Origin of the sequence: Hyphomicrobium sp. MC1, assembly GCF_000253295.1 — a bacterium.
Lineage (GTDB): Bacteria > Pseudomonadota > Alphaproteobacteria > Rhizobiales > Hyphomicrobiaceae > Hyphomicrobium_B.
Window position 1 is genome coordinate 22,001 of record NC_015717.1, and the last position, 23,016, is coordinate 45,016.

The 23,016-nt window shown below is 61.2% G+C and carries 22 protein-coding genes and 1 riboswitch; of the genes, 11 read left to right on the plus strand and 11 right to left on the minus strand.

The features are described from left to right. Positions 1 to 499 precede the first annotated feature (499 nt). The 3 genes from HYPMC_RS00100 to HYPMC_RS00110 are packed head-to-tail and all read left to right on the plus strand — an operon-like array spanning position 500 to position 3,621. Entirely contained in the window at positions 500 to 1,672 is a 1,173-nt protein-coding gene (locus HYPMC_RS00100; RefSeq protein WP_024275111.1) for an aspartate aminotransferase family protein, read from the plus strand. Further along, the gene (gene argF, locus HYPMC_RS00105; RefSeq protein WP_013945680.1) at positions 1,672 to 2,646 is read left to right on the plus strand and encodes an ornithine carbamoyltransferase; all 975 of its coding nucleotides are present in this window, start codon (positions 1,672 to 1,674) and stop codon (positions 2,644 to 2,646) included. Before HYPMC_RS00100 ends, argF begins: the two co-directional genes overlap by 1 nt. 15 nt (positions 2,647 to 2,661) lie before the next feature. Beyond that, positions 2,662 to 3,621 (plus strand): Hsp33 family molecular chaperone HslO, encoded by a 960-nt coding sequence (locus HYPMC_RS00110; protein ID WP_013945681.1) that lies wholly within the window; start codon positions 2,662 to 2,664, stop codon positions 3,619 to 3,621. A gap of 30 nt (positions 3,622 to 3,651) precedes the next feature. Here the strand turns inward: HYPMC_RS00110 and HYPMC_RS00115 are convergent, their stop codons facing one another. From HYPMC_RS00115 to metZ, 4 genes are all read right to left on the minus strand, one after another. Next, positions 3,652 to 4,221 carry a histidine kinase gene (locus HYPMC_RS00115; protein ID WP_013945682.1) on the minus strand — a complete coding sequence of 190 codons (570 nt, stop codon included), beginning with the start codon at positions 4,219 to 4,221 and terminating at the stop codon, positions 3,652 to 3,654. A 225-nt stretch (positions 4,222 to 4,446) separates the two neighbouring features. After that, positions 4,447 to 5,616, minus strand: coding sequence for an acetylornithine deacetylase (gene argE / locus HYPMC_RS00120; RefSeq protein WP_013945683.1), 1,170 nt, complete (start codon positions 5,614 to 5,616; stop codon positions 4,447 to 4,449). Between the two features lie 14 nt (positions 5,617 to 5,630). Continuing rightward, complete coding sequence (apaG, locus tag HYPMC_RS00125; RefSeq protein ID WP_157135373.1) at positions 5,631 to 6,080, minus strand: Co2+/Mg2+ efflux protein ApaG; 450 nt, start codon at positions 6,078 to 6,080, stop codon at positions 5,631 to 5,633. An 8-nt stretch (positions 6,081 to 6,088) separates the two neighbouring features. Further along, complete coding sequence (gene metZ / locus HYPMC_RS00130) at positions 6,089 to 7,300, minus strand: O-succinylhomoserine sulfhydrylase (protein WP_013945685.1); 1,212 nt, start codon at positions 7,298 to 7,300, stop codon at positions 6,089 to 6,091. Between the two features lie 70 nt (positions 7,301 to 7,370). Next, positions 7,371 to 7,449: riboswitch (SAM riboswitch) on the minus strand. A gap of 138 nt (positions 7,450 to 7,587) precedes the next feature. Here metZ and HYPMC_RS00135 point away from each other — a divergent pair. After that, the gene (locus HYPMC_RS00135; RefSeq protein WP_013945686.1) at positions 7,588 to 8,712 is read left to right on the plus strand and encodes a 2'-deoxycytidine 5'-triphosphate deaminase; all 1,125 of its coding nucleotides are present in this window, start codon (positions 7,588 to 7,590) and stop codon (positions 8,710 to 8,712) included. 89 nt (positions 8,713 to 8,801) lie between these two features. On the opposite strand, the gene HYPMC_RS00140 is transcribed toward HYPMC_RS00135, so the two are convergent. Continuing rightward, the gene (locus HYPMC_RS00140; RefSeq protein ID WP_013945688.1) at positions 8,802 to 9,155 is read right to left on the minus strand and encodes a DUF1428 domain-containing protein; all 354 of its coding nucleotides are present in this window, start codon (positions 9,153 to 9,155) and stop codon (positions 8,802 to 8,804) included. 90 nt (positions 9,156 to 9,245) lie between these two features. Then, positions 9,246 to 9,572 carry a helix-turn-helix transcriptional regulator gene (locus tag HYPMC_RS00145; protein WP_013945689.1) on the minus strand — a complete coding sequence of 109 codons (327 nt, stop codon included), beginning with the start codon at positions 9,570 to 9,572 and terminating at the stop codon, positions 9,246 to 9,248. 157 nt (positions 9,573 to 9,729) lie between these two features. Between HYPMC_RS00145 and HYPMC_RS00150 the strand changes: the two genes are divergently transcribed. Beyond that, the gene (locus HYPMC_RS00150; protein WP_013945690.1) at positions 9,730 to 10,503 is read left to right on the plus strand and encodes an SDR family NAD(P)-dependent oxidoreductase; all 774 of its coding nucleotides are present in this window, start codon (positions 9,730 to 9,732) and stop codon (positions 10,501 to 10,503) included. Positions 10,504 to 10,730: 227 nt separating this feature from the next. Then, entirely contained in the window at positions 10,731 to 11,069 is a 339-nt protein-coding gene (locus HYPMC_RS00155) for an HU family DNA-binding protein (protein ID WP_013945692.1), read from the plus strand. A gap of 442 nt (positions 11,070 to 11,511) precedes the next feature. On the opposite strand, the gene dapE is transcribed toward HYPMC_RS00155, so the two are convergent. From dapE to dapD, 3 genes are read right to left on the minus strand one after another with little or no spacing between them, the layout of a single operon-like run. Further along, entirely contained in the window at positions 11,512 to 12,684 is a 1,173-nt protein-coding gene (gene dapE / locus HYPMC_RS00165; RefSeq protein WP_013945694.1) for a succinyl-diaminopimelate desuccinylase, read from the minus strand. Further along, a complete protein-coding gene (locus HYPMC_RS00170; protein ID WP_013945695.1) occupies positions 12,681 to 13,436 on the minus strand; it encodes a hypothetical protein in 756 nt (251 codons plus the stop codon). Before HYPMC_RS00170 ends, dapE begins: the two co-directional genes overlap by 4 nt. Before the next feature lie 2 nt (positions 13,437 to 13,438). After that, positions 13,439 to 14,281: a 2,3,4,5-tetrahydropyridine-2,6-dicarboxylate N-succinyltransferase gene (gene dapD, locus HYPMC_RS00175; RefSeq protein WP_013945696.1), complete on the minus strand. Its 843-nt coding sequence runs from the start codon at positions 14,279 to 14,281 to the stop codon at positions 13,439 to 13,441. Between the two features lie 263 nt (positions 14,282 to 14,544). On the opposite strand from dapD, the gene HYPMC_RS00180 reads away from it, so the two are divergent. Next, a complete protein-coding gene (locus tag HYPMC_RS00180) occupies positions 14,545 to 14,799 on the plus strand; it encodes a hypothetical protein (RefSeq protein ID WP_013945697.1) in 255 nt (84 codons plus the stop codon). A 161-nt stretch (positions 14,800 to 14,960) separates the two neighbouring features. On the opposite strand, the gene HYPMC_RS00185 is transcribed toward HYPMC_RS00180, so the two are convergent. Continuing rightward, positions 14,961 to 15,608 carry a TlpA family protein disulfide reductase gene (locus HYPMC_RS00185; RefSeq protein ID WP_013945698.1) on the minus strand — a complete coding sequence of 216 codons (648 nt, stop codon included), beginning with the start codon at positions 15,606 to 15,608 and terminating at the stop codon, positions 14,961 to 14,963. Positions 15,609 to 15,646: 38 nt separating this feature from the next. On the opposite strand from HYPMC_RS00185, the gene argH reads away from it, so the two are divergent. The 3 genes from argH to lysA all read left to right on the plus strand — a co-directional run bounded on the left by argH (position 15,647) and on the right by lysA (position 18,700). Continuing rightward, the gene (gene argH / locus HYPMC_RS00190) at positions 15,647 to 17,056 is read left to right on the plus strand and encodes an argininosuccinate lyase (protein WP_013945699.1); all 1,410 of its coding nucleotides are present in this window, start codon (positions 15,647 to 15,649) and stop codon (positions 17,054 to 17,056) included. Positions 17,057 to 17,155: 99 nt separating this feature from the next. Then, entirely contained in the window at positions 17,156 to 17,341 is a 186-nt protein-coding gene (locus HYPMC_RS00195) for a lipoprotein (RefSeq protein WP_244420946.1), read from the plus strand. Positions 17,342 to 17,419: 78 nt separating this feature from the next. After that, on the plus strand, positions 17,420 to 18,700 hold the full coding sequence (lysA, locus tag HYPMC_RS00200) for a diaminopimelate decarboxylase (protein WP_013945701.1): 1,281 nt from the start codon (positions 17,420 to 17,422) through the stop codon (positions 18,698 to 18,700). Positions 18,701 to 18,707: 7 nt separating this feature from the next. Here the strand turns inward: lysA and HYPMC_RS00205 are convergent, their stop codons facing one another. Continuing rightward, a complete protein-coding gene (locus tag HYPMC_RS00205) occupies positions 18,708 to 19,991 on the minus strand; it encodes an EAL domain-containing protein (RefSeq protein ID WP_013945702.1) in 1,284 nt (427 codons plus the stop codon). 321 nt (positions 19,992 to 20,312) lie between these two features. Between HYPMC_RS00205 and HYPMC_RS00210 the strand changes: the two genes are divergently transcribed. Next, a complete protein-coding gene (locus tag HYPMC_RS00210; protein WP_013945704.1) occupies positions 20,313 to 22,979 on the plus strand; it encodes a TIGR02302 family protein in 2,667 nt (888 codons plus the stop codon). Positions 22,980 to 23,016: the final 37 nt, after the last annotated feature.

Sequence of the window (23,016 nt, forward strand, 5' to 3'; positions counted from 1 at the left end):
GAAACGCGCGAGAGACGCGGGCGGCCGCCAACTGGCAGATTGCCCAAAGCGCGGTCAGAGCCGATACACAACCGAGGATTTAGCGACTGGCGCCGCCATATCTCGTGGCCTGACTAGGAGAGATTACAACATGCTGAATCCCGCCTACAAGCCGGAGCTTTCACATTAGGGGTATTGACAGGGAAAAGTTGCGAGGAGGCCACAGACGATTCGCAGCAGGGGATATGTCAGATTTCCGTGCATGGCTGGGGGCGATTCAACCATAAGCATCTGGCGTTGAACTTTGGGTTCGGGATCGCGGGCGGCGCGGCAGAGCTTTTATTGACAGCGAAGCCGTCAGGAGGTATCAGGGGTTGTGATCGAGCCGCCGAATTTGGCGGCTTTTTGATTTTCTGCTCAGGGTTATCCACGCGCCATGGGAAGTTCCTCTGCTGCGTTGGGGAAAGCTCCCCGTAGCGCTTCAGACACAGCTGTTTCCAGCGGCCCATCGTCCGCTGTGATGGGTACATATGCCCGCCAGGACGTCGTCTTCGTCCGTGGCGAGGGCTGCTGGCTGACATCCGATACCGGAGAGCGCTATCTCGATTTCGGCTCCGGCGTTGCCGTCAACGCGCTGGGGCATGCGCATCCGCAACTCGTCGCGGCGCTGAAAGCCCAGGCGGAAAAGCTCTGGCATACGTCGAACCTTTATCGCGTCGAAGGCCAGGAGACGGTCGCCGAGAAGCTGACGCGGCTGACGTTCGCCGAAACGGTTTTCTTCTGCAATTCCGGGGCGGAAGCGTGCGAAGGCGCGATCAAGGTGGCGCGCCGCTATCATTATGTTTCCGGCCAGCCCGAACGGCAGCGGATCATTGCGTTCCGCGGCGCCTTCCATGGGCGGACGCTGGCGACGCTGGCTGCCGCGGGCAATGAGAAATATCTCGAAGGTTTCGGGCCGACGGTCGAGGGCTTCGACCATGTCGACCTCGGCGATGTCGCGGCCGTCGAAGCGGCGATCGGGCCGGAAACCGCCGCGATCATGCTGGAGCCGATCCAGGGTGAGGGCGGCGTTCGCACGGCGACGCCGGAATTTTTGAAAGCCGTTCGCGAGCTTTGCGACAAGCACGGTGTGCTGCTCGTGCTGGACGAAGTCCAGACCGGCATGGGCCGTACGGGCAAGCTCTTCGCGCACGAATGGGCAGGCATTACGCCGGACGTGATGGCGGTCGCCAAAGGCTTCGGCGGCGGCTTTCCCGTCGGCGCGGTGCTGGCGACGGCAGAAGCAGCGAAGGGCATGACGCCCGGCACACACGGCTCGACGTTCGGCGGCAACCCGCTCGGCATGGTGGTCGCCTCGACCGTCATCGACATTGTCTCCGAGCCGGATTTTCTCGAAGCCGTGCGTGATAAGACGCTGCGGCTGAAACAGGGTCTTGAAGGGCTCAAGGATCAGCACGCCGATCTTATCGAAGAGGTGCGTGGCGCCGGCCTGCTCATGGGGCTGAAGCTCAAGTCGCACGTCACGCCGCCGCAAGTGGTGAAAGCCGCCAACGCTGAAAAACTGCTGCTCGTCGGCGCGGGCGACAACTGCGTGCGCGTGCTGCCGCCTCTCATCGCGACCGATCAGGATATTTCCGATGGGTTGCTCGCTCTTTCCCGCGCGCTTGGCCGCGTGGCTGGTGAAACGTCCTGATGTCCGGCTTGGTAGAAGAGCTGGAGAAAGCTCCCGAATTCATGACCTCCAAACAGTCTCCTCGGCACTTCCTCGATATCTCAGATCTCGACGGCAAGACGCTGCGCAAGATCATCGACGCAGCGCACGCGATGAAGAAAGCGGGCAAGCGCGTTCCGAAGGAGCTGCGGCCGAAGGGCATCGAGGATCTCGTGCTGGCGATGATCTTCGAGAAGCCGTCGACGCGAACACGCGTTTCGTTCGATGTCGCCATGCGCCAGCTCGGCGGTGGCGGACTGGTTCTCAATCACACCGATTTGCAGCTTGGGCGTGGGGAGTCGGTAGCTGACACGGCGCGGGTGTTGTCGCGGTATGTCGACGGCATCATGATCCGCGCCAACGCGCACGCGACGCTGGCGGAGCTTGCGAAATACGCGACGATCCCGGTCATCAACGGTCTGACGGAAAAGAGCCATCCGTGTCAGGTGATGGCCGATATCCAGACGTTCGAGGAGCACTTGGGGCCGATCAAGGGTAAGACGGTCGCCTGGGTCGGTGACGGCAACAACGTTGCCGTGTCGTGGATGCATGCGGCGGTCCGCTTCGGCTTCAAGCTGCGGCTGGCGTGCCCGAAAGCGCTGTTCCCTGAAGATGAGGCCGTCGAGTGGGTCACACGCGAGAAGGGTGACGTCGAGATCGGGACGGACCCGGATCGTGCTGTGAAAGGCGTCGATTGCGTCGTGACCGATACCTGGGTTTCGATGGGGCAGTCGGATGCGGCGAAGCGCAAGAAGATGCTGGCGCCCTACGCGGTCGATGAAAAGCTGATGAGCAAGGCAGCGAAGAACGCGATCTTCATGCATTGCCTGCCCGCCTATCGGGGCCATGAGGTTTCGGAAGCGGTGCTTGAGGGTCCGCAGTCGGTGATTTTCGACGAAGCCGAAAACCGTCTGCATGCTCAGAAGGCCATTCTGGCGTGGTGCTTCGGCGCCTGATGGAGGGTTCTGCCGATGCCGGTTGATGCACCGCCAGCGCCGCCTTCCATTCCGGCAGATGATGTCGTCGTCGCGTTTCGCACGCAGAATTCAAATATTCGCGGGCGTCTCGTTCGGCTCGGCGCCACATTAGATGCGATCGTCACGCCGCACGCGATGCCCGATCTGCCGGGACGCGCGCTGTCGGAAGCGCTGGCGCTTGCGGCACTGTGCGGATCGGTGCTTCCCCCGGCCGGCAATCTCAATCTGATGATGCGCTCAGACGGGGCGGTGTCCATTCTCGTTGCGGATTACGCAGCGAGCGGGAAACTGCGCGGCTATGCGCGGTACGATGCCGAGAAACTTAAGGTCTTCACGCAAGGTGCGACGCGATCCGATATCGCGGCGGCGTTCGGGGACGGGCATCTGGCGATCACGCTCGATTCCGGGCCAGGTGAAGAGCGCTATCAGGGCGTGCTGGCGTTCGAGCATGCGCCGCTGTCGGGTACGGTCGCGGCCTACTTTCAGCAGCGCGAAAATCTGCCGACATTCATTCGCTCGGCTGTCGCAGAGCAGTACGTCGGATCGCGACAGGAGCCACATCCTCAGTCCCGCTGGCATCGGCGGGCAGGCGGCTTGATGGTGCAGAGCCTCGGCGCATCGGACGAGAGCGAGGGCCTGAGCGACGACGACTGGAAGCGCGTCGAAATGCTGGCGGCGACGGTTGAAGATCATGAGCTGCTCGATCCTGGGCTTTCGGTCGAGCGACTGTTGTTGCGGCTGTTCCACGAAGAAGCCGTGGCGGTCGAGCGTGTCATTCCGCTTTCGGCGTTCTGCCGGTGTAGCCGGGAAAAGGTCGAGAACGTGCTCTCGGCGTTCGGTGCGGCCGAGCTGTCGGACATGCTGGATGACAACGGCAAGATCGTCGTCACGTGCGAATTCTGCACGAAGCGTTACGTCTTTTCGCCGGACGAGCTGCGGGAGAGCGGGGGCTAGACCGTCATCCCGCCGCGCTCCGCGCTGGCGTTATTGTCCCGGAAGAGCGCCGTTTGCTGCCTGACCGACCTGGCCGCCTTGCTCACGCGGGTCGCTGTTTTGCGGCTTCGTTCCAGACAGATCGTACTCCGTCTTCGAACGGGCGCTGGCGATCTGGTTGGCGTCGAGCTTACAGGTTCCGGACTTGTCCATCAGGACGAAAGCCGGGTTCGGCTTGTCGACGAATTCCTGGCGCGAGACTTTGCCGTCGCCGTTGGCGTCGAAGTATTTGAGGTCGGCCGTTACGAACATCTTGTCGACGTTCGTCAGGTTCTGCCATTCGGTGGCGTCGAGAAAATCATCGTGGTTGGCGTCGGCGCCGTTGAATAGATCCTCGGCGTAGGACTTCCACTCGTCGCAGGTGACAACGCTATCGTGGTTCTGGTCCCAGCTTCCGGCCGCCTGAAGGTAAGCGCGGTCGATTTCGGAAATCGTGTTGCCGCTGCCGAACGGGTTGATCGAGCCGACGCTCGGGAGTGAGGCCGTAGAACAGCCGCCCAATGCGATCGCCGCTGAAATCGCGCACGCGGATGCGGTAAGCAGATAGATGCGTTTCGACATGGGCGCGTCTCTTAAATTGCGATGCTCGGCGGCTAGGCTGGATTGGTACGCCGAACAGTGGGTCGGAAGCACGGCGGTAGCGGAAAAAAGTCGTGTGTTTGCTCAACTTGTCGCATGAGCTGTCGCAAGCGTGCCACACATCTTGGCGGATCGTAAGTCTTTGCAGCCGCTTGTAATTTTCGGTTTATGCCGGAATTGGAGCGAAAAAACACGGTTCGAGGGCGATCACGTCTCGGCCCAGTCGCCGAGGCGGTCGAGAAAATCCATGCATTTCGCAATCTGGCTTTCGGCGATCCACTCGTCGGCGGTGTGGGCCTGCGCGATGTCGCCCGGGCCGCAGACGACGGCGGGAGCGCCTGCCTCCTGAAAGAGACCGGCCTCGGTGCCGTAGGAGACGCCGTAGGTTTCGTTTTGTCCGGTGAGCTTCAACGCGAGCGCGACAACCTCGGATTTTCGCTCGGCGCCGAACGGGGGAACGGCGTTGACACGTTCGATACGGATGTCGGCTTCCGGTGCGATTTCGTGCATTTCCGGAAGACAGCGCTTTTCCGCGAAACGGCGCAGGCGCGTTTCGATCTCGTCCGGGTCGAGGCCCGGCAGCGCACGAATGTCGAAAACGAACGTGCAACCGATCGGCACGATATTCGTTGCGGTGCCGCCGTCGATCTTGGTGACTTGAAGCGTCGAATAGGGCGGCTCAAAGCGGATGTCGATCACGCGCTGCTTCAGCTCTTGCTCCATGCGCTCGAGCTCGCCGATGAGGCGTGTCGCGTAGGTGACGGCATTGACGCCGAGATGCGCCATGCTCGAATGCGCAGCGCGGCCTTTGACATCGACCTGCCAGCGCACCGGCCCTTTGTGCGCATCGACGACCTGCATGCTCGTCGGTTCGCCAACGATGACCATGCGAGGCTTGGGAAGATCCTTGCCGAGTTCGGCGATCATCGGGCGGACGCCGATGCAACCGATTTCCTCGTCGTAAGAAAACGCCAAGTGGATCGGCTTTTTGAGCTTGCGCGCCTTGTAGCTCGGAACGGCGGCAAGTGCGGAAGCGATAAAGCCCTTCATATCGGCGGAGCCGCGGCCGTAGAGCTTGCCGCCTTCGGATCGCAGCGTGAACGGATCGCTGGTCCAGGTCTGGCCGTCGACCGGCACGACGTCGGTGTGGCCCGACAGTGCAACGCCGCCTTCGTCGTCCGGTCCGATGGTCGCGTAGAGCGATGATTTCTGCCCGTCGTCGCTGACGATGCGGCGCGAGGCGACGCCGTGGCCTGCTAGATAATCTTCGACGAAAGCGATCAGCCCGAGATTGTTCTTCGAACTCGTCGTATCGAAGGCCACGAGGCGCGCGAGCAATTCGACGGGTGTGAAGCTTTTGCCTTTTGCTGCGCTCATCGGCTGATGGCCGGTCAGTTCATGCTGCGTCGCGTGTAGGGGCTATCGAGCGAGAACGCCGGAATGGCCACTTCGAAAAGCTGGCCAGCCTCGTCGGTCATCTGATAGCTGCCGACCATGATGCCTTGCGGCGTCTTGAGTGGGCAACCCGACGTGTAGTGAAATGCCCTGCCCGGCTCGATGACGGGCGTCTGGCCGACGACGCCGGCGCCGCGCACTTCTTCGGTGCGGCCGTGCGCGTCGGTGATCCGCCACATGCGCGAGCGAAGCTGCACGGTCTCGTTGCCGTCATTGGAGATTTCGACGGCGTAGGACCAGACGAAATGGCTGTCCTCGGGAGAGGACTGCTCTTCCATGTACTTCGGCTCGACGCGGATGCGGATGCCGCGCGTCGTCGATTCGTAGGCGTGAAAGTCGTCAGCGGCCTGCCGTTTTGTCGGCGTTGTCGGCGTACTTTTACTCATGGCTCCCATCACCCCGTCATCGTCTTCATCGCGTTGGCGAGATCGTCCGCCAAATCTTCAGCGGCTTCAAGCCCGATCGAAAGACGGATCATACCATCACTAATGCCGAGTTCCGAGCGCTGGTCGGGCGTCAGGCGGAAATGCGTCGTTGTGGCCGGGTGCGTAACGAGGCTCTTGGCATCGCCGAGATTGTTGGAAATACGGATGATGCGGAGCGCGTTAAGGCACCGGAATGCACCGGCTTTGCCGCCTTCGACCTCGAAGGCGACCATCTGGCCGCCGCCCGGCATCTGCTTGGCTGCAAGCGCCGCCTGCGGATGGTCGGCGCGGCCAGGGTAAATCACACGCGTCACGCCTTTGAGGCCGGTCAGCACATCGGCGATCTTGGCTGCCGTTTCGCATTGGGCTTTCACGCGGATCGGCAGTGTTTCAAGGCCTTTCAGCATGACCCAGGCGTTGAACGGGCTCATCGACGGGCCGGTCTGGCGCAGCCATTCCTGGACATACTTGCCGACGAAGTCGGTCTTGCCGAGCACGGCGCCGCCGAGGCAGCGGCCCTGGCCGTCGATGTGCTTCGTCGTGGAGTAGACGACGATATCGGCGCCGAGCGCCAGCGGCCGTTGCAGCATCGGGGTTGCAAAAACATTGTCCACGATCGTGAAGATGCCGTTGTCGTGGGCGATTTTGCAGACGCCGGCGATATCGACGAGTTCGAGCGTCGGGTTCGACGGCGTCTCGAAGAAGAACATCTTGGTATTCGGGCGAATGGCTGCCTTCCACGCGTCGAGGTCCTTGCCGTCGATCAGCGTCGCCTCGATGCCGAAGCGCGGACACAGCGTTTCGACGATGTAACGGCACGATCCGAACAGCGCGCGGGCGGCGACGATGTGATCGCCGGTTTTGACGTAAGACAGGATCGCGGCGGTGACGGCGGCCATGCCGGTCGCGGTGGCGCGGCATTCCTCGGCGCCTTCGAAGATCTTCAGGCGATCTTCGAACATCGAAATCGTCGGATTGCCGAAGCGCGTGTATTGATAGCCTGGATCTTCCTGCTTGAAGCGGGCTTCCGCCTGCTCGGCGCTGTCGTAGACGAAGCCCTGCGTCAGAAACAGACCTTCGGACGTCTCGCCCCAGTGCGAGCGGGTGATGCCCGCATGCACGAGCGCCGTCTCAGGCCGCCAGGCCGGATTGTTGTTCGGGAACTTCTCGTCATTCGCCATGGGCTTGGCCTTTCGCGCAATAAAAATCCCGGTTCCGAGCTGCCGGCTGATAAAAGCCGGGCGCGGGAAACCGGGTGCGCGCACGGCCTCTTTAGCGATTTGTTTAACGTGGCTGCAAGCCGGCCGGCCAAAGGACCACGAAATCGGCGTCGGGCTTACCGCTCGTGGCTGGTTGCGTCAAGAGGTGGACTTGAGGGGCCAGCAAAGCGTGTATGGTGAAGATTGCTGCCCTTGGCGAAGACTTGCGGCTGCTCTAGACGGGGTGCGAAGGGGCTGAGCCGAAACGAATGACCAAAGCAGAAAAATCCACGTCAGTGCATAAACGGCGCGAGCGCGCGGTCGGTATTCTGCCGTCGCAGGCGATTTCACACATGATCGCGGACGGGGAGATCGTGCTGGCGGAGCCGCCCGCGGAAGGTCAGGTACAGCCTGCAAGTCTCGATCTGCGGCTTGGCGCGGTTGCCTATCGCGTGCGTGCGAGCTTTCTGCCGCGTCCGGGCGGCAAGGTGCAGGGCAAGCTCGATGAATTGGCGTTGCATACGATTAGCCTCAGTCAGGGTGCGGTTCTCGAAACGGGCTGCGTCTATATCGTGCCGTTGCTCGAAACGCTGGCGCTTCCGGCGGATATCGAAGCCTCGGCAAACCCGAAAAGCTCAACCGGACGACTTGACGTGTTTACGCGCGTCATCGCGGATGGCGTCGGCGCGTTCGATCAGATTCCGCGCGGGTATCACGGGCCGCTTTATGCCGAGATCTGTCCGCAGACGTTTCCCATCGTGGTGCGTAAGGGATCGCGGCTGTCGCAAATTCGGTTCCGCAACGGGCCCGCCGCCGACAGCGACGAGGTACTGCGCGAGCTTCACGCCAAGGAACGATTGGTTTCGGCGCAGGACGCGGATATTGCAGGCGGCATCGCGCTGACCGTCGATCTTTCAGGTCACGGAGACGGTTTGGTCGGGTTTCGCGCGCGGCGGCATACGGGTGTCGTCGATGTCGATCGCGTCGGCGCCTATCCGATCGAAGATTATTGGGATCCGATCCACGTCAAGGATAAGCACCGGCTGATCCTCGATCCGGATCAGTTCTATATTCTGGCTTCGAAAGAAGCCGTGCATGTGCCGCCGACACACGCGGCCGAGATGGTGCCGTTCAACCCGCTGGTCGGCGAGTTTCGCGTGCATTATGCGGGTTTCATGGACCCAGGCTTCGGGCATGCCGCGGCGGGTGGCAACGGATCACGCGTCGTGCTGGAAGTTCGCTCGCACAAAGTGCCGTTCATTCTCGAAGACGGGCAAATCATTGGCAGGCTGATCTACGAGCGCATGATCGAGACGCCCGCGACGCTCTACGGTCAGGGCCTCAAATCGAACTATCAAGGCCAGGGCCTGAAGCTCTCGAAGCATTTTAAGTAGGTTCTTTGATTGCGATTGGCGACTTGGCTTCGCCAAGCCGGCCGCCAATCGCGGGCTCTTTATTGACGCGGATGCGTCGGCAAAAGCGCTTACATCTCGATGATCGGTTTGAAGCCGCCGTAGATCAGGCGTTTGCCGTCGAAGGGGGTGACTTTCATCAGGGTGGCGAAGCGTGGATCGCTCATTACCTTCTTGTTCACGGCGTCGCGGTGCGCGCGCGAATTGAAGACGATCCAGGAAAAGACGACGACCTCGCCGTCCTTCAGTTTGACGGCCTTCGTAAACGATGTGTGCTTGCCGGGCGGGACGTCATCGCCGACGCATTCGACGTAGGCGAGCGCGCCGTGCTCGCGCCAAACCTTGCCGGCTCGTTTCGACAGCTTGCGGTAATCTTTCAATCTCTCGAATGGGACCGGGACGACAAAACCGTCGACGTAGCTCATCTTTCTCTCCCTAGCGGACCGTAATGTCCGCCCTGGAGATAGGCATGACGGCGCGTCCGCCAAAGAGCTGCTGTCAGACGACGCGCCGTTTTAGCGTTTCTTCGATTTCTCGCTGGCTTTGAGGATCGACGCGATGACGCCCGGAAAACGCTTGTCGAGCTCTGCGCAACGCAGCGAATTGACGACTTCGGTGCCGCGACGTTCAGAACGGATCAGGCCCGCCTCGCGCAGCACCTGGAAATGATGCGACTGCGTCGATTTCGGCAGATCGGCCGGCGCGGCCTTGGAACAGTTCATGGCACAACCGCCGGTCGCCAGCGTTTTCACGATCTCAAGGCGTGTCGGATCGGCGAGCGCATAGAGCACGCTCTCAAGCGTCACGTCTTCAACGGCGGGATGAACAAAGGGCCTCTGCATAAGCAAAAAGATAACCACGAGAATGTGAGATTTCAATAGTTCGAAAATCTTGAACTACCGAATATAGGGATTATCTGATGCCTCGTCCGGGGTGCCGGCCGGATGGGCCGGCCAACCTTAGAAGGACAGATCGTTTGAGAAAAAACGCGAGATGAACATGTCCAAATCTCTTGCCGGAAAGATCGCAGTCGTCACTGGCGCCAGCCGTGGCATCGGGCGCAGCATTGCCGAAACGCTCGCGGCGGAAGGCGCGCTGGTCGCCGTCCATTATGGAAAAAGCAAAGCCGGGGCCGATGAAGTCGTCGCAAAGATCAAGGCCAGCGGCGGGGATGCCTTCGCAGTCGGCGCCGATCTGACGAAGAAGGGCGCGGCCCAGGCGTTGTTCGCTGGCGTCGATCAGGAGTTGAAGCAGCGCACGGGCGACACGAAGTTCGATATTCTCGTCAATAATGCGGGCATCGCGCCGTTCGTCGGTTTCAACGAGACGACCGAAGACGTTTTCGATGAGATCTACAACGTCAACGTCAAATCTCTGTTCTTTATCACGCAAGAAGCGGTCAAACGCCTCAAAGACAACGGGCGCATCATCTCGACATCCTCCGGTGTCGTCCGCACGCCGCTTCCGGCCGTTGCAGCCTATTCGATGCTCAAAGCTCCTCTCGATAATCTGGCGAAATCCTTGGCGGTGGAACTCGGACCGCGAGGCATTACCGTCAATACCGTGGCACCGGGCGTCATCAATACGGATATGGCCGCCGACTTTGTCAGCAATCCCGAGGGGCAGGCATTTGCGATCGGGAAGCAGGCACTGAAACGTATCGGTCAGCCCGAAGACGTCGCCGATGTCGTCGCCTTTCTGGCCAGTTCGAAGTCGCGTTGGATTACCGGTCAGACGGTCGATGTCACCGGCGGAAGCGTGCTGACCTTCTGATCTTTCGTCCCTACTTTCCCCTGTCGTTCTTCCCTTTAGACGCCAAAATCCCGCATTTTGGCGTTTTTTTTGCGTCTAAGCGTTATGTCGCGCTTGCTTTCGGGCAACAAATGCTGCTCTTTTCGCCGACCTCATTCGAAAAAGGCCCTAAAACAGCGTGTTTTTGGACTTTGTCGATGTAGTGTTCGAACTGAAAACGATTCGTATTCGCATCAAGAGGGATGACAATGGCAAAGGCAGCAGCGCCAGCAAAGAAAGCACCAGCCAAAGCGCCAGCTAAGGCTAAGATCGATACCGTCACGTTGAAGCACATGGCCGCGACGCTCGCGGAAACGCATGAGATTCCGAAGAAGCAGTCGGTTGCACTGCTCGAAGATCTCGTTGCTCAGATCGCGAAGAACCTCAAGAAGGGCGCGCGCATCCGTATCGGTGGCCTCGGCGTTCTTCAGGTCCGCAAGCGCCCGGCACGCATGGGCCGCAACCCGGCAACGGGCGAAGCCATCAAGATCAAGGCTTCGAAGAAGATCGCTTTCCGCGCCGCGAAAGAGCTGAAAGAGTCGATCTAAGACTCGGCCTCAGCGGGGTTGAATTCGAAAAGGCCGCCGGAGCCACGGCGGCCTTTTTTGTTGGCGCCGACGACTCCGCTTCGCGGAGCCGGCCGTCGGCGCGGGCATGTTGAAACAGTCGACGGCGGTCGGGCGACATGCGTTCCGCGCGCCGGCCGCCCGAAACGGAAGTTTTGTTGGCGCTCCCATTGCGGCGAGCCGGCCGCACGCTCGGGCTTGGAGCGGCAGTGGCGGACCAATTCATTCCGTCATCCCGGCGCAGGCCGGGATCCAGTCAACTCGCAACACTGGTCATTTTGAAACTTGTCTGGGTGCCGACCTCCGTCGGCATGACGGTGGTTTTGGCGCGGATCGCGTCTCACTCAACGGCCGACGACTGTTTCAACAAACTCGCGCTGGTGGCCGGCTCCGCGAAGGGGAGCCGAGGGCGCAGAGAAAAGCTTCAGCCGTTGCGGAAATAATTCGTGATGAAGCGTTCGTAGATCGTCGTCAGGGTTTCGAGATCGGAGATGCTCGTGTGCTCGTCGACCTGATGGATCGTGGCGTTGACGAGGCCGAACTCGACCACAGGGCAAATATCTCTGATGAAACGCGCATCCGACGTGCCGCCGCCGGTCGTCAGCGCGGGCGTCCGGCCGGTGACGGATTTGACCGCGTCTTTCAGTGTGGAAACAAGCGGGCCGGGCTTCGTCAGGAAGACGTCGCCGGTACCGGAAAATTCAAGATCGTATTTGGCGTCGACTTCTTTTGCGGCGGCGGCGACCGTCTTGCTGACCCAGTCTTCGATCTTGGGGCGCGTCCAGGCGTCGTTATAGCGAATATTCGCGCGCGCCACTGCGCGGCCGGGGATGACGTTCGTCGCTGTGTTCGGCACGGAGACGACCGTCACCTGCAAGTCCGACGGTTGGAAGTTTTCGGTGCCGTCGTCGAGTTTCGTGGTCGACAGCCGGTCGATGATGCGCGCGAGCTTCGGCACCGGATTGTCCGCGAGCTGCGGATAGGCCGAGTGGCCCTGCTTGCCGTGCACGATAAGATCGATTGTCAGCGAGCCCCGCCGCCCGATGCGGATTTCATCACCTAAAGCTTTCGGGTTCGACGGTTCGCCGACGAGACAGGCATCGACGACTTCGTCACGCGCTTTCAGCCAGTCGAGAATTTTCATCGTGCCGTTGATCGACGGGCCTTCTTCGTCGCCCGTGATGATGAACGACAATGAGCCGCGCGGCAGGCCATTGTAGTGATGAATGTACTTCATGGCGGCGGCGAGGAACGCGGCGACGCAGCCTTTCATATCGACAGCGCCGCGACCGTAGAGAATACCGTCGCGCACTTCTCCGGCAAATGGGGGGACCGTCCAGGCCGCTTCGTTGCCGACGGGAACGACGTCGGTATGGCCAGCAAACGAAAGATGCGGTCTGCCGGTACCCAGGCGCGCATAGAGGTTATCGACGTCGGGCGTGCCGGGTTCCGAGAACACGAGACGATGGCACGTGAAACCGGCCGGTTCGAGCACGTTTTGCAGCAGCGTCAGAGCGCCGGCTTCGTCGGGCGTGACGCTTTCGCAGCGAATGAGAGCCTGCGCGAGCGCTACGGGATCTGTCGGAACGAGGGTCATGATAAGCCGGGATTTCTAGAGGTCTGTTCGATCGATGGCAATGGTACGTCGCGGCCGTAGAGCGTTTCGATGATCGTAATTTTTTGCCAAATTTTATTCGACAGTTCCGATGTCAGCCGTTCCAGATCGCCTACCGTATCGACGATGACGGAGTCACTCAGCCGTTCGGCATAGAGAGCGGAGCATTTCGCTGTCAGCGACAGCATCTCAGAACAATAGTCCAGATAGCGGACGAGTTCGATGGGTGTCAGGTTGCGGGCCGGTGACTGCTCGGTTCTTATCGCGCCCATGGCGCTGGGGTCTTTGGTCAATTGGTGCATATCGATGACGTGCACGATGGAGCGAAGCTCGTGCAGCGCACTCAAGGCACGGGCGCGCTTCCAGCGGGTTTCGAGCGTCGAGACGAAGAAGGCGCCGCCGCCCAAGAGCACAACGAGATTGAACAGGGCGTCCAGACCCTGCACCGCTTCTGAGAGTTCGTCGGTGCCTTTGAGGGAAGAAATCTGCGATGTGAAGTAAAGCAACGTCGCCAGCGCTCCGCCGATCATGACAATCAAAAGCAGGCGCAGCACCCAGTTCGGACGCGAGACGTATTCGATGCGTTGCGATGTTTGTTTCGCAACGTCGATCAGGCTGTCGCAAACGCGCGACAGGCCCGATCCGGGAAATCGAGACGAGATGCGCAGCTCGAGCCTTTCGAGCGTTTCCACGATTTTCGCGGGGCCGAGGGCTCGGTAGCTGCGCGGCGCCACGATCAATCCCGCAAGAGTTCGTTGATGCTGGTCTTCGAGCGGGTCTTGGCATCGACGCGCTTGACGATGACGGCGCAGTAGAGGTTCGGGCCCGGCTCGCCGTTGGGCAGCTGCTTGCCCGGCATCGTTCCCGAGACGACTACGGAATAGGGCGGCACCTTGCCGAAGAATTTTTCCCCCGTGGCGCGGTCGATGATCGTCGTCGAAGCGCCGAGGTAGACGCCCATCGACAACACGGAGCCTTCGCCGACTTCGACGCCTTCGGCCACTTCGGCGCGGGCGCCGATGAAGCAGTTGTCTTCAATCACGACCGGACCGGCCTGGAGCGGTTCGAGCACGCCGCCGATGCCGGCGCCGCCTGAAATGTGGCAGTTCTTACCGATCTGCGCGCAGCTTCCGACCGTCGCCCAGGTGTCGACCATGGTGCCGCTGTCAACGTAGGCGCCGAGATTGATGAAGGCGGGCAGCACGACTGCGCCGGGGGCGATGTAGGCCGAGCGGCGGACGACTGCGCCGGGCAGGACGCGGAAACCGCCCTTGCGGAAATCAGCTTCGGTCCAGCCTGCGAACTTCGGAGGCACCTTGTCCCAGAAGTAGCTCCCGGCCGGGCCGCCCGAGATCATCTCCATGTCATTGAGGCGGAAGGACAAAAGAACGGCCTTCTTCAGCCACTGGTTGACGGTCCAAGCGCCGTTCACCTTCTCGGCGACGCGGACCTGGCCGTTGTCCAAGAGGTTCAGGGCCGTTTCGACGGCGTCGCGGACTTCGCCTTTGGTGTCGAACGAAATGCCGTCACGGGCCTCCCATGCCGCTTCAATGGTGGATTTCAGCGCATCGTTCGTCATGGGAAGTCTTCTCCAAGGGCTGGGTATCGTCATACGAGACGCGCCTTGTCGCCTCTTGGACGTGGGGTGTCAATTTCTGCTTGACCCTCGGCTTGTCTATTCCTGGTTGACCCGAGAGGCCGCCCACGGAGCATCCGCATAAAGGATGCTGGAAATCGGTTGCGTTCGGGCTTCGGTGTGATTCCGCCCGCATATCGAATCTGGCATGGTTCGCCCTCGTCGGACCGCGCCACTGCGGCCGCTGCAACAAGAAAGCGATGTCCATGGCGAAATCGGAAAGCACGAGCAAGAAAGTCGCGTCGGCTGCTTCGAAGGTCCTGAAGAGCAAGACGGCGACGAAGGCGGAAAAGGCGGTTGCGGCTTCGGCCCTGACGCAGAAGGGCAGCACGGAAACGACCAGCGCGAAAGTGGCTTCGTCTGCGGCCAAGATTTTGAAGAGCAAGACGGCCAGCAAGGAAGCCAAGTCGGCGGCGGCTTCGGCTCTGACGCAGAAGGTCAAGGCGGCGAAGAAGAAGTAATCTTCAAGAAACTGGCATCGTCCTCGGGCTTGTCCCGAGGATTGATTGAGCAATTGCCCGGGCGGGAACATGAATCCTCGGCATAAAGCCGAGGATGACGATTGCTTTCGGTAAGGCTGCTATTTGCAAGAGTGGTGGGATGAGCCCGAGGCTGTGCGGGCTTAATTGATCGCGGTTTCGATGAGCTTTTTGGCGTCAGCGGAATCCCATTTCGCCGAGCCTGCCAGTCGACCGACTTCCAAGCCGTCCTTGTTGATCAGGATCGTCGTCGGCATGCCGATCAGCTTCAGGGCCATGCCCTGTTTCGCCGTCGGATCGGCGTAGAGGTGCACGTCGGTGGCTTTCAGCTCGTCGAGAAATTTGCGGGAGGCTTCGTAGCCGCCGCGGTCGAGGCTGAGCGTGACGACCTCGAATTTGTCGCTGCCCATTTCCTTTTGCAGCTTGTTCAGCGCGGGCATTTCTTCGCGGCAAGGCCCGCACCACGTCGCCCACAGGTTCAACAGGATCGTCTTGCCCTTGAAGCTCGACAGGTGAACTTCTTTCCCGGCGGCGTCCTCGAAGGTGATGTCGGGGAGCGCTTCGGGCGGCTTCTTCGTCACAAATGCCGCCATCTCGCCGAGCTTGAAGGACGAGTTGCCCGACGCACCGACGGCCGGAGCGGATGAATCCTGGGCTGCGGCACTAGAAATCTCCGTCGCTTTGTTGTCGAACCAGCCCCCGATGACGTATACGGCGCCGAACCCGGCAAGCGCCGACAGCGCCACGATCCAAAGTGCTTTCTGCGGCCGTGCCTTACTGTTCGCTGCCATCTGCTAACCTTGTTCGTTTCTCTGATACGGAGCCGTTCGTGACCGACAAGCCCGCCAATGCCATGTGGGGTGGCCGTTTTGCAATGTCTCCCGCGGAGATCATGCAGGAGATAAATGCCTCGATCGGCTTCGACAAGGCGCTTGCCCCGCAAGACATTCGCGGCTCGAAGGCGCATGCGGAGATGTTAGCCGAAGCGGGCATCATCACGAAGGCCGACGCGCGCGAGATTGCAAAGGGTCTGGACAAGATCAAGGCGGAGATCGACGCTGGGACGTTCACGTTTTCGCGTGCGCTCGAAGACGTGCACATGAACGTCGAGAGCCGTCTTAAGGATCTTATCGGTGCAGCGGCGGGGCGGTTGCACACGGCGCGCTCGCGCAACGACCAGGTTGCGACCGATTTCCGGCTCTTTGTGCGCGATGCGATTGACGGCATCGACGTGGCGCTTGCCGCGGTCCAGCAGGCGCTGGCGGAGAAGGCGGAAGCGCATGCGGCGACCGTCATGCCCGGCTTCACGCATCTGCAACCCGCGCAGCCTGTGACGTTCGGTCATCATCTGCTGGCCTACGTCGAAATGATCGCGCGCGATCGCGGTCGCTTTGCCGATGCGCGCAAACGTCTCAATGAAAGTCCGCTTGGGTCTGCGGCGCTGGCGGGAACGTCATTCCCCATCGACCGTGAAAAGACAGCCGAGTCGCTGGGCTTCGACCGGCCGATGGCGAACTCGCTCGACGGCGTGTCGGACCGCGATTTCGCGATGGAGACGCTGGCGGCCGCCACCATTACAGCGGTGCATTTCTCGCGGCTTGCAGAAGAAATCGTGATCTGGATGACGCCGCAGTTCGGCTTCGTGAAGCTTTCCGACCGCTTCACGACGGGCTCGTCGATCATGCCGCAGAAGCGCAATCCGGATGCGGCCGAGCTGGCGCGCGCCAAGGTTGGGCGCATCGCGTCGGCGTTCCAGGGTCTCGTCATCGTGATGAAGGGGCTGCCGCTCGCCTATTCGAAGGACATGCAGGAAGACAAGGAGACGACGTTCGACGCGCTGTCGAGCCTGCGTCTCGTGATGGCGGCGATGGCGGGCATGATCTCCGACCTCGAACCCAATGCGGACGCCATGCGGGCCGCTGCAGGGCGCGGTTATTCGACGGCGACCGATCTTGCCGACTGGCTCGTTCGCGAACTCAAGATGCCGTTCCGCGAGGCGCACCACGTCACGGGCTCGATCGTCAAGGTCGCCGAGACGAAAGGCATTGATCTCGAACAGCTTTCACTCGAAGAGATGCAAAAGGTCGAGCCGCGCATCACAAAAGCCGTATTCTCGGTGCTGTCTGTGGAAAACTCGGTGAAAAGCCGGACCAGTTATGGGGGAACCGCGCCACAGAACGTCGCCAAAATGGCGCGCCAGTGGCTTCGGCGGTTGGAAAAGGCCCGGCAGAAGGGCTAAGTACCAGGAAGGGTTGCCCGCAGGCTTCGCGGGTTGAGGGGTTCTGGAGTGAATTTGGGCATGGCCGCGCTTTTGCGCTGCATGAGGACCTGGGGGACCATGGTGCTGCTTGGCGCTGTGGCCGCAGGTTTTGCGGGCTGCGGCGTTAAGGGGCCGCTGGAGCCGCCGCCGGGCGCTAAGGCGTCGGGCGAGGCCAAATCGGCGGATGCCGCCGACCCCGGCAAGAATTCGGACGCGCCGCCGAAACCGCACGAGAACTTCATCCTCGATCCGCTGCTGCGATAGGCGCTTTTTTAGCGCCGTCTTGACCTTTCCTGCATTTTCCGGTGAAGCGGACGTTTCTCATCCGCTAGAAGCGCTTCCATGCATCATTTTCAATACAAGTCCGGCCTCCTTCACGCGGAGGATGTGAGCCTCGCACGCATCGCCGACGAGGTTGGCACGCCCTTCTACTGCTATTCGACGGCGACGCTGGTGCGCCATTACGAAGTTTTGTCGAAAGCGTTCAAAGGGCAGAACGCGCTGATCTGTTTTGCGGTCAAAGCCAATTCCAACCAGGCCGTGCTGAAGACGATGGCACGGCTCGGTGCGGGCATGGACGTCGTGTCGGAAGGCGAGCTTCGTCGCGCACGCGCCGCGGGCGTTCCGGCGTCGAAGATCATTTTCGCGGGCGTTGGAAAGACGCGGGGCGAGATGGCCTATGCGCTGGAAGAAGGCATTCTCGGCTTCAACGTCGAGAGCGAGCCGGAACTCAAGGCGCTGAGCGAGGTCGCGAACGCGATGGGCCGGACGGCATCGATCGCCATTCGCGTCAATCCGGACGTCGATGCCAAGACGCACGCGAAAATTTCGACGGGCAAGGCCGAGAACAAATTCGGCGTGCCCTATGCCGATGCGCGGCGGCTTTATGCCGAGGCGGCAAAGCTTCCGGGCATCAAGATTTCCGGCATTCATATGCACATCGGCAGCCAGATCACCGATCTTGCGCCGTTCCGCGATGCGTTCCGGCTGATGGCCGATCTGGCGCGCGATCTCAAGGGCGATGGCTTGGGCCTGGAGCATCTCGATATCGGCGGCGGCCTTGGCGTGCCCTATCGCGGCGCCAATGACATTCCGCCGACGCCCGATGAATATGCGGCCGTCGTCAAGGAGACGCTTGGGCCGCTCGGCCTCAAGATCGTGATGGAGCCGGGGCGCATGATCGTCGGTAACGCCGGCGTGCTGGTGACGAAAGTCACCTACGTCAAGGAAGGCACCGACAAGACGTTCACGATCATCGATGCGGCGATGAACGATCTGATCCGACCTACGCTTTACGAAGCCTATCACGACATCTGGCCGGTCGTCGAAGCGCGCAGCGAACTCGCGCCGATCCAGCAGGACATCGTCGGGCCGGTTTGCGAGACAGGCGATTTTCTGGCCGAAGATCGCGCGTTGCCTCCGCTAGAGGCGGGCGACCTGATTTCGGTGATGACGGCGGGGGCCTATGGCGCGGTGATGTCATCGACCTACAACAGCCGCTTGCTCATTCCGGAAGTGCTGGTCGATGGCGACAAGTATGCGGTCGTCCGGCCGCGCCCGAGCTACGACGATCTGATCGGCGCGGATCACCTGCCACCATGGCTTACCTCGCCTGAACGGTAAGCCGGGATCAGTTACTCTCGAAATTGAATTGGTGTGGATGGCCGGTGCTGCAGCCGGGACACCTGCGAAGAACGGGTGGATGCTTTCTAAAAGCGCTCGCCCCTTCCAAGACGCGCTGGCAGCTTTCCAAAGGCGGTTCGGTGTCGACGGAAACGCCTGAAAAGCCGATGACCTCCCCGGCGAGATCAACGACCCGCGTGCAAATCACGCGAAGGTGCCGGTCCCCGTGGACGTAGTTTTCTGCGATCGGTTCGTCGCTGAGCAGAGACTGATTGAGGATGCGTTTCACCGTTGCCAAGGTCGGTCCGCTCATGACGTCGGAAACGGTCTTCCCCTCCAGTTCGGCGCCCGTCATGTTATGGATGCTTGCGAACCTGTCGTTTACGCGCACATGCCGGTGGTTCAGGTCGAGGAAACACAATCCGACGGGTGCTTGCTTGTAGAGTGTGGCGAGCTGGTGCAATTGCTGAAACGGCGAAACGTCAAGTGGAGGGGCCGTGTGTTCGACAGCACCAAACATTTCGAGCGTGCGTCTCGCTTCATCTTTCGTCTGCGGTTTGCCGTAGAGCCACCCCTGTCCGAGGTCGCAGCCCAAGTCTCGCAATACCGCTTCCTCTTGGCGAGTTTCGACCCCTTCCGCCACGACGGTGATGCCGAGGCTCTGGCCGAGCCCAATAATGGCCGCTGCGATGCGACGTTTGCTGCTGTCCCGGTCTAATGCTCGGACGAAGCAAGCGTCTATCTTCAACTTGCGAAAAGGGAAGGCCTCAAGCCGCGCGAGGCTCGAATACCCGGTGCCGAAATCATCGAGTGCAACTTTGACCCCCATGTCGTCGAGCTCGCGCAAGCGCGCGTAGGCTCCTTCCACGTCGGAGATGAGCGAACTTTCCGTGATTTCGATTTGGAAGCGCTCTAGGGGAAAGCCGGTGGCACGAACGGTTTCCGAAAGCTCCAACGGCAACGCTTCGCCGATCAACTGTTTAGGTGAAATGTTGAAGGCCAGGAAGAACGGACCAGGCCATGTTGCGGCGACAGGACACGCGGTCCGCACAAGATGGTTAAACAGACGGTCGATCAGATCGCGCTGTTCCAGCACTGGGATGAAGTCGACGGGGCTAATCTCGCCAACCAGGGGATCCGTCCAACGGGCAAGGACTTCGAACCCCCTTAAGTGACCGGACCGGATGTCGACTATCGGTTGAAACGCAGGCCAAATGTGCTCATTCTCGATAGCAGTTGTCAGGCACGTGCGAACGGCCGTCCCTGCTTTGCTAATGAATTGAATGAGCACAATATCTCCTATTGATCCGGCAACTGAACGTCAGTGAGCGTCTGGCTGAAATCTGGATACGCACTTTAGAAAAGCCGTCAATCTGTGGTTGCCGATTGTCGCAGATTTTTGGGGAGGCGTATTGACACGCCTCGCACAACCATCGGTGGAGCTTCGCTATGCGAAGATGTGGCGCGGAAGCGACCGGGCGAAAGATGCCGAACTGGAGAGGCAGAACCTGCTATCGGACGTTCAAGTTGCATTTTCTTAACGTGCCAAGACTGGCCCTCGTGATAGCTTGAGTTAATGCCAGAGCCCCAAAGCAGGGACCCCGGTCCCGAAATGTCGCGTTCTTTCGCGCGTAAAGTTCGTCTCAGCGCGCTGGCGTTGTTCTTCGAACGCCTTTGGCCACGCCTATGGCTTGTGTTCGGCATTGCGATGCTGTTCGCGATGCTGTCGTTCCTGGGTTTGTGGCCGAACCTCGATCCTCTGCCGCACAAGATTTTGCTGGGCGCTTTCGCGGTCGCTGCAGTCGCCGCGGTCATCTACGCGGTGCGCATTCCGTGGCCGACGCGCGATGAAGCGATCCGGCGCATCGAGCGCCGTTCAGGCGTGCCGCATCGGCCCGCGACCTCTTACGAAGATACGCTGACCTCGGGCGCCGAAAACGCCGACACCTCGGCGCTGTGGCAGGCGCACCGGCAGCGGCTGGCGAAAGCCATTCAGCGGCTGAAGGTCGGCAATCCTGCGCCGCGCACGGACCGGTTCGATCCGTGGGCCGTCCGCGGGCTGTTGCTGCTGCTGCTCATCCCCGTCGCGGTGATGGCGACCGGCAACCTCGGAGACCGCTTGGCGGCTGCGTTCCGCTTCGGCGCGAGCGAGCATGGGCCGCCCGCGCGCCTCGATGCCTGGGTGACCCCGCCGCCCTACACCGGCTTACCGCCGGTGTTGCTGGCCGATGGTTCAAAGCAGGCCGATGAGCAAACGCCGGAGCAGGGCAAGTTTTTCGAGGTGCCCGATCATAGTCTGCTGACGCTGAGAGGCGTCGGCTTCGATTCCAACGGCGTCTCGCTCGAAGTGCTCGCGGATGGCGCGACCGAGCCGCTCACCGTCAAGCCCGAGAAGCCGAAGGCCGACGCGCCCAAGAACAGCGACATGGCCAACGTCGCCGAGGTTCGTTACGAGATTCGCAAGTCGGCGCGGGTGCGGGCGCTTGCGGGGTCGCAAGAGCTTGGGCTGTGGACGTTCGACGTCATCGTCGATGCGCCGCCGAAGATCGCGATGACGAAGCCGATTAGCGGTACGCCGCGCGGCTCGATGCGCGTGACCTACAAGGCGGACGACGATTACGGCATTCAAAGTGCCGAAGTGAAGGTGCAAAAAATTCCGCCCAAGCCCGTCGATCCGTCGAAGGCGTGGGCGCAGCCGCCCGCGCTCACCGGGCCGCGACTGCCGCTCGAACGGCCGCCGGTGCTGAGCCTGCGCATTCCTCGTCCGGGCGCCAAGACAGTCGATACGTCGACGCTGCTCGACGTGGCTGAGAACCCGCTTGCAGGGCAACGCGTCAAGCTGTGGCTGGAAGCGACGGATGTCGGCGGTCAAATCGGGCGCAGCAAGACGATCGAAGTCGTGCTGCCGTCGCGCCGTTTCAAAAATCCGCTGGCGCGCGCCGTCGTGGAGCAGCGCGGCAAACTCATGGACGATTCGCGCAACCGGCCGATGGTCGTGCGTGCGCTCGATGCGCTGACGATGGAGCCTGAAGGGTTCATCACGGATAATGGCGTCTATCTGGGACTCAGGTCGGTCTTTCATCGGCTCGACCGCGAGGACTCGCGCGAGGCGATCAATTCGTCGGTCTCGGAGCTTTGGCAGATCGCGCTGAAGATCGAAGACGGTGATCTTTCGCAGGCCGAGCGGGCGTTGAAAGACGCGCAGGATCGCTTGTCGGATGCCATCGAGAAAGGCGACGACAAGGAAATTCAAGACGCGATGGCGGAGCTGCGAAAGCGGCTCAACGACTATCTCAACGAGATGCAGAAGCAGGCGGAAAAGGACAATCCGTCTCAAGGCAATCCGCCAGACGATCAGAGCCAGCAACTCGGCCAGCAAGATCTCGATCAGATGATGAAGGATCTTGAAAAGAGCGCGCGGGAAGGTTCACGCGAAGACGCCGAGCGGATGCTCTCGGAGCTGCGCGAACTGATGGATCGGCTGCAGGCGGCCAACACGCCGGAAGCACGCGCGCAGCAACAGCGCGCCGAGCAGATGATGAAGAAGCTCAATCAGCTGAGCGATCTCACCGGCAAGCAGCAGCAGCTGATGGACGATACGTTCAGCGAGCGTCGCCGCCAGGAAGGGCAGGGCGGCTCGCAGGAAGACCAGCAGGGTCAGGACGGTCAACCGCGGACCGGCTCCAAGGGCAAGCAGGGCCAGGGCCAGCAGCGCGGCGACAACGGCATGCAAGGCGATCAAGAAGGCGGCGCCGACCAGGGGCAAGGTCCGCAGGGCCAGCAGGGACAGTCTGGCGGGCAGCAACAGCGGCGCGGCAAGGGCAGCTTGCAGGACCGGCAGGCGCAACTGCGCAACGAACTCGATCAGCTCAAGAAGGATCTTGAGCAGATGGGCGCCGGCGACCCCGACAAGCTTGGCAATGCGCAGGATGCGATGGGCAAGGCTCAGGATGCCTTAAAGCAGGGCGATCTCGACGAAGCCGCGAACCAGCAAGGCCAAGCGCTCGACCAGATGCGCCAGAGCGCGCAGCAGATGGCTGAGCAGATGCAGAAGAATGCGCAGCAGCGGCTGGGCCGAGGCGGTTCCTCACCGCGCGATCCGTTTGGACGGCCGCAGCGGGCGCAAGGTCCGGACTTCGGCAATTCGGTGAAGGTGCCGGATGCGATCGACGCCCAGCGGGCGCGTGAGATCCTCGAAGAGCTGCGCAAGCGCGCCGGTCAGAATACGCGTCCCGAGGATGAGCTCGAATACATCGACCGGTTGCTGAAGCGGTTTTAATATCGGGCGCGGAGGTTGCTCGGCACGTCCGCTCCCG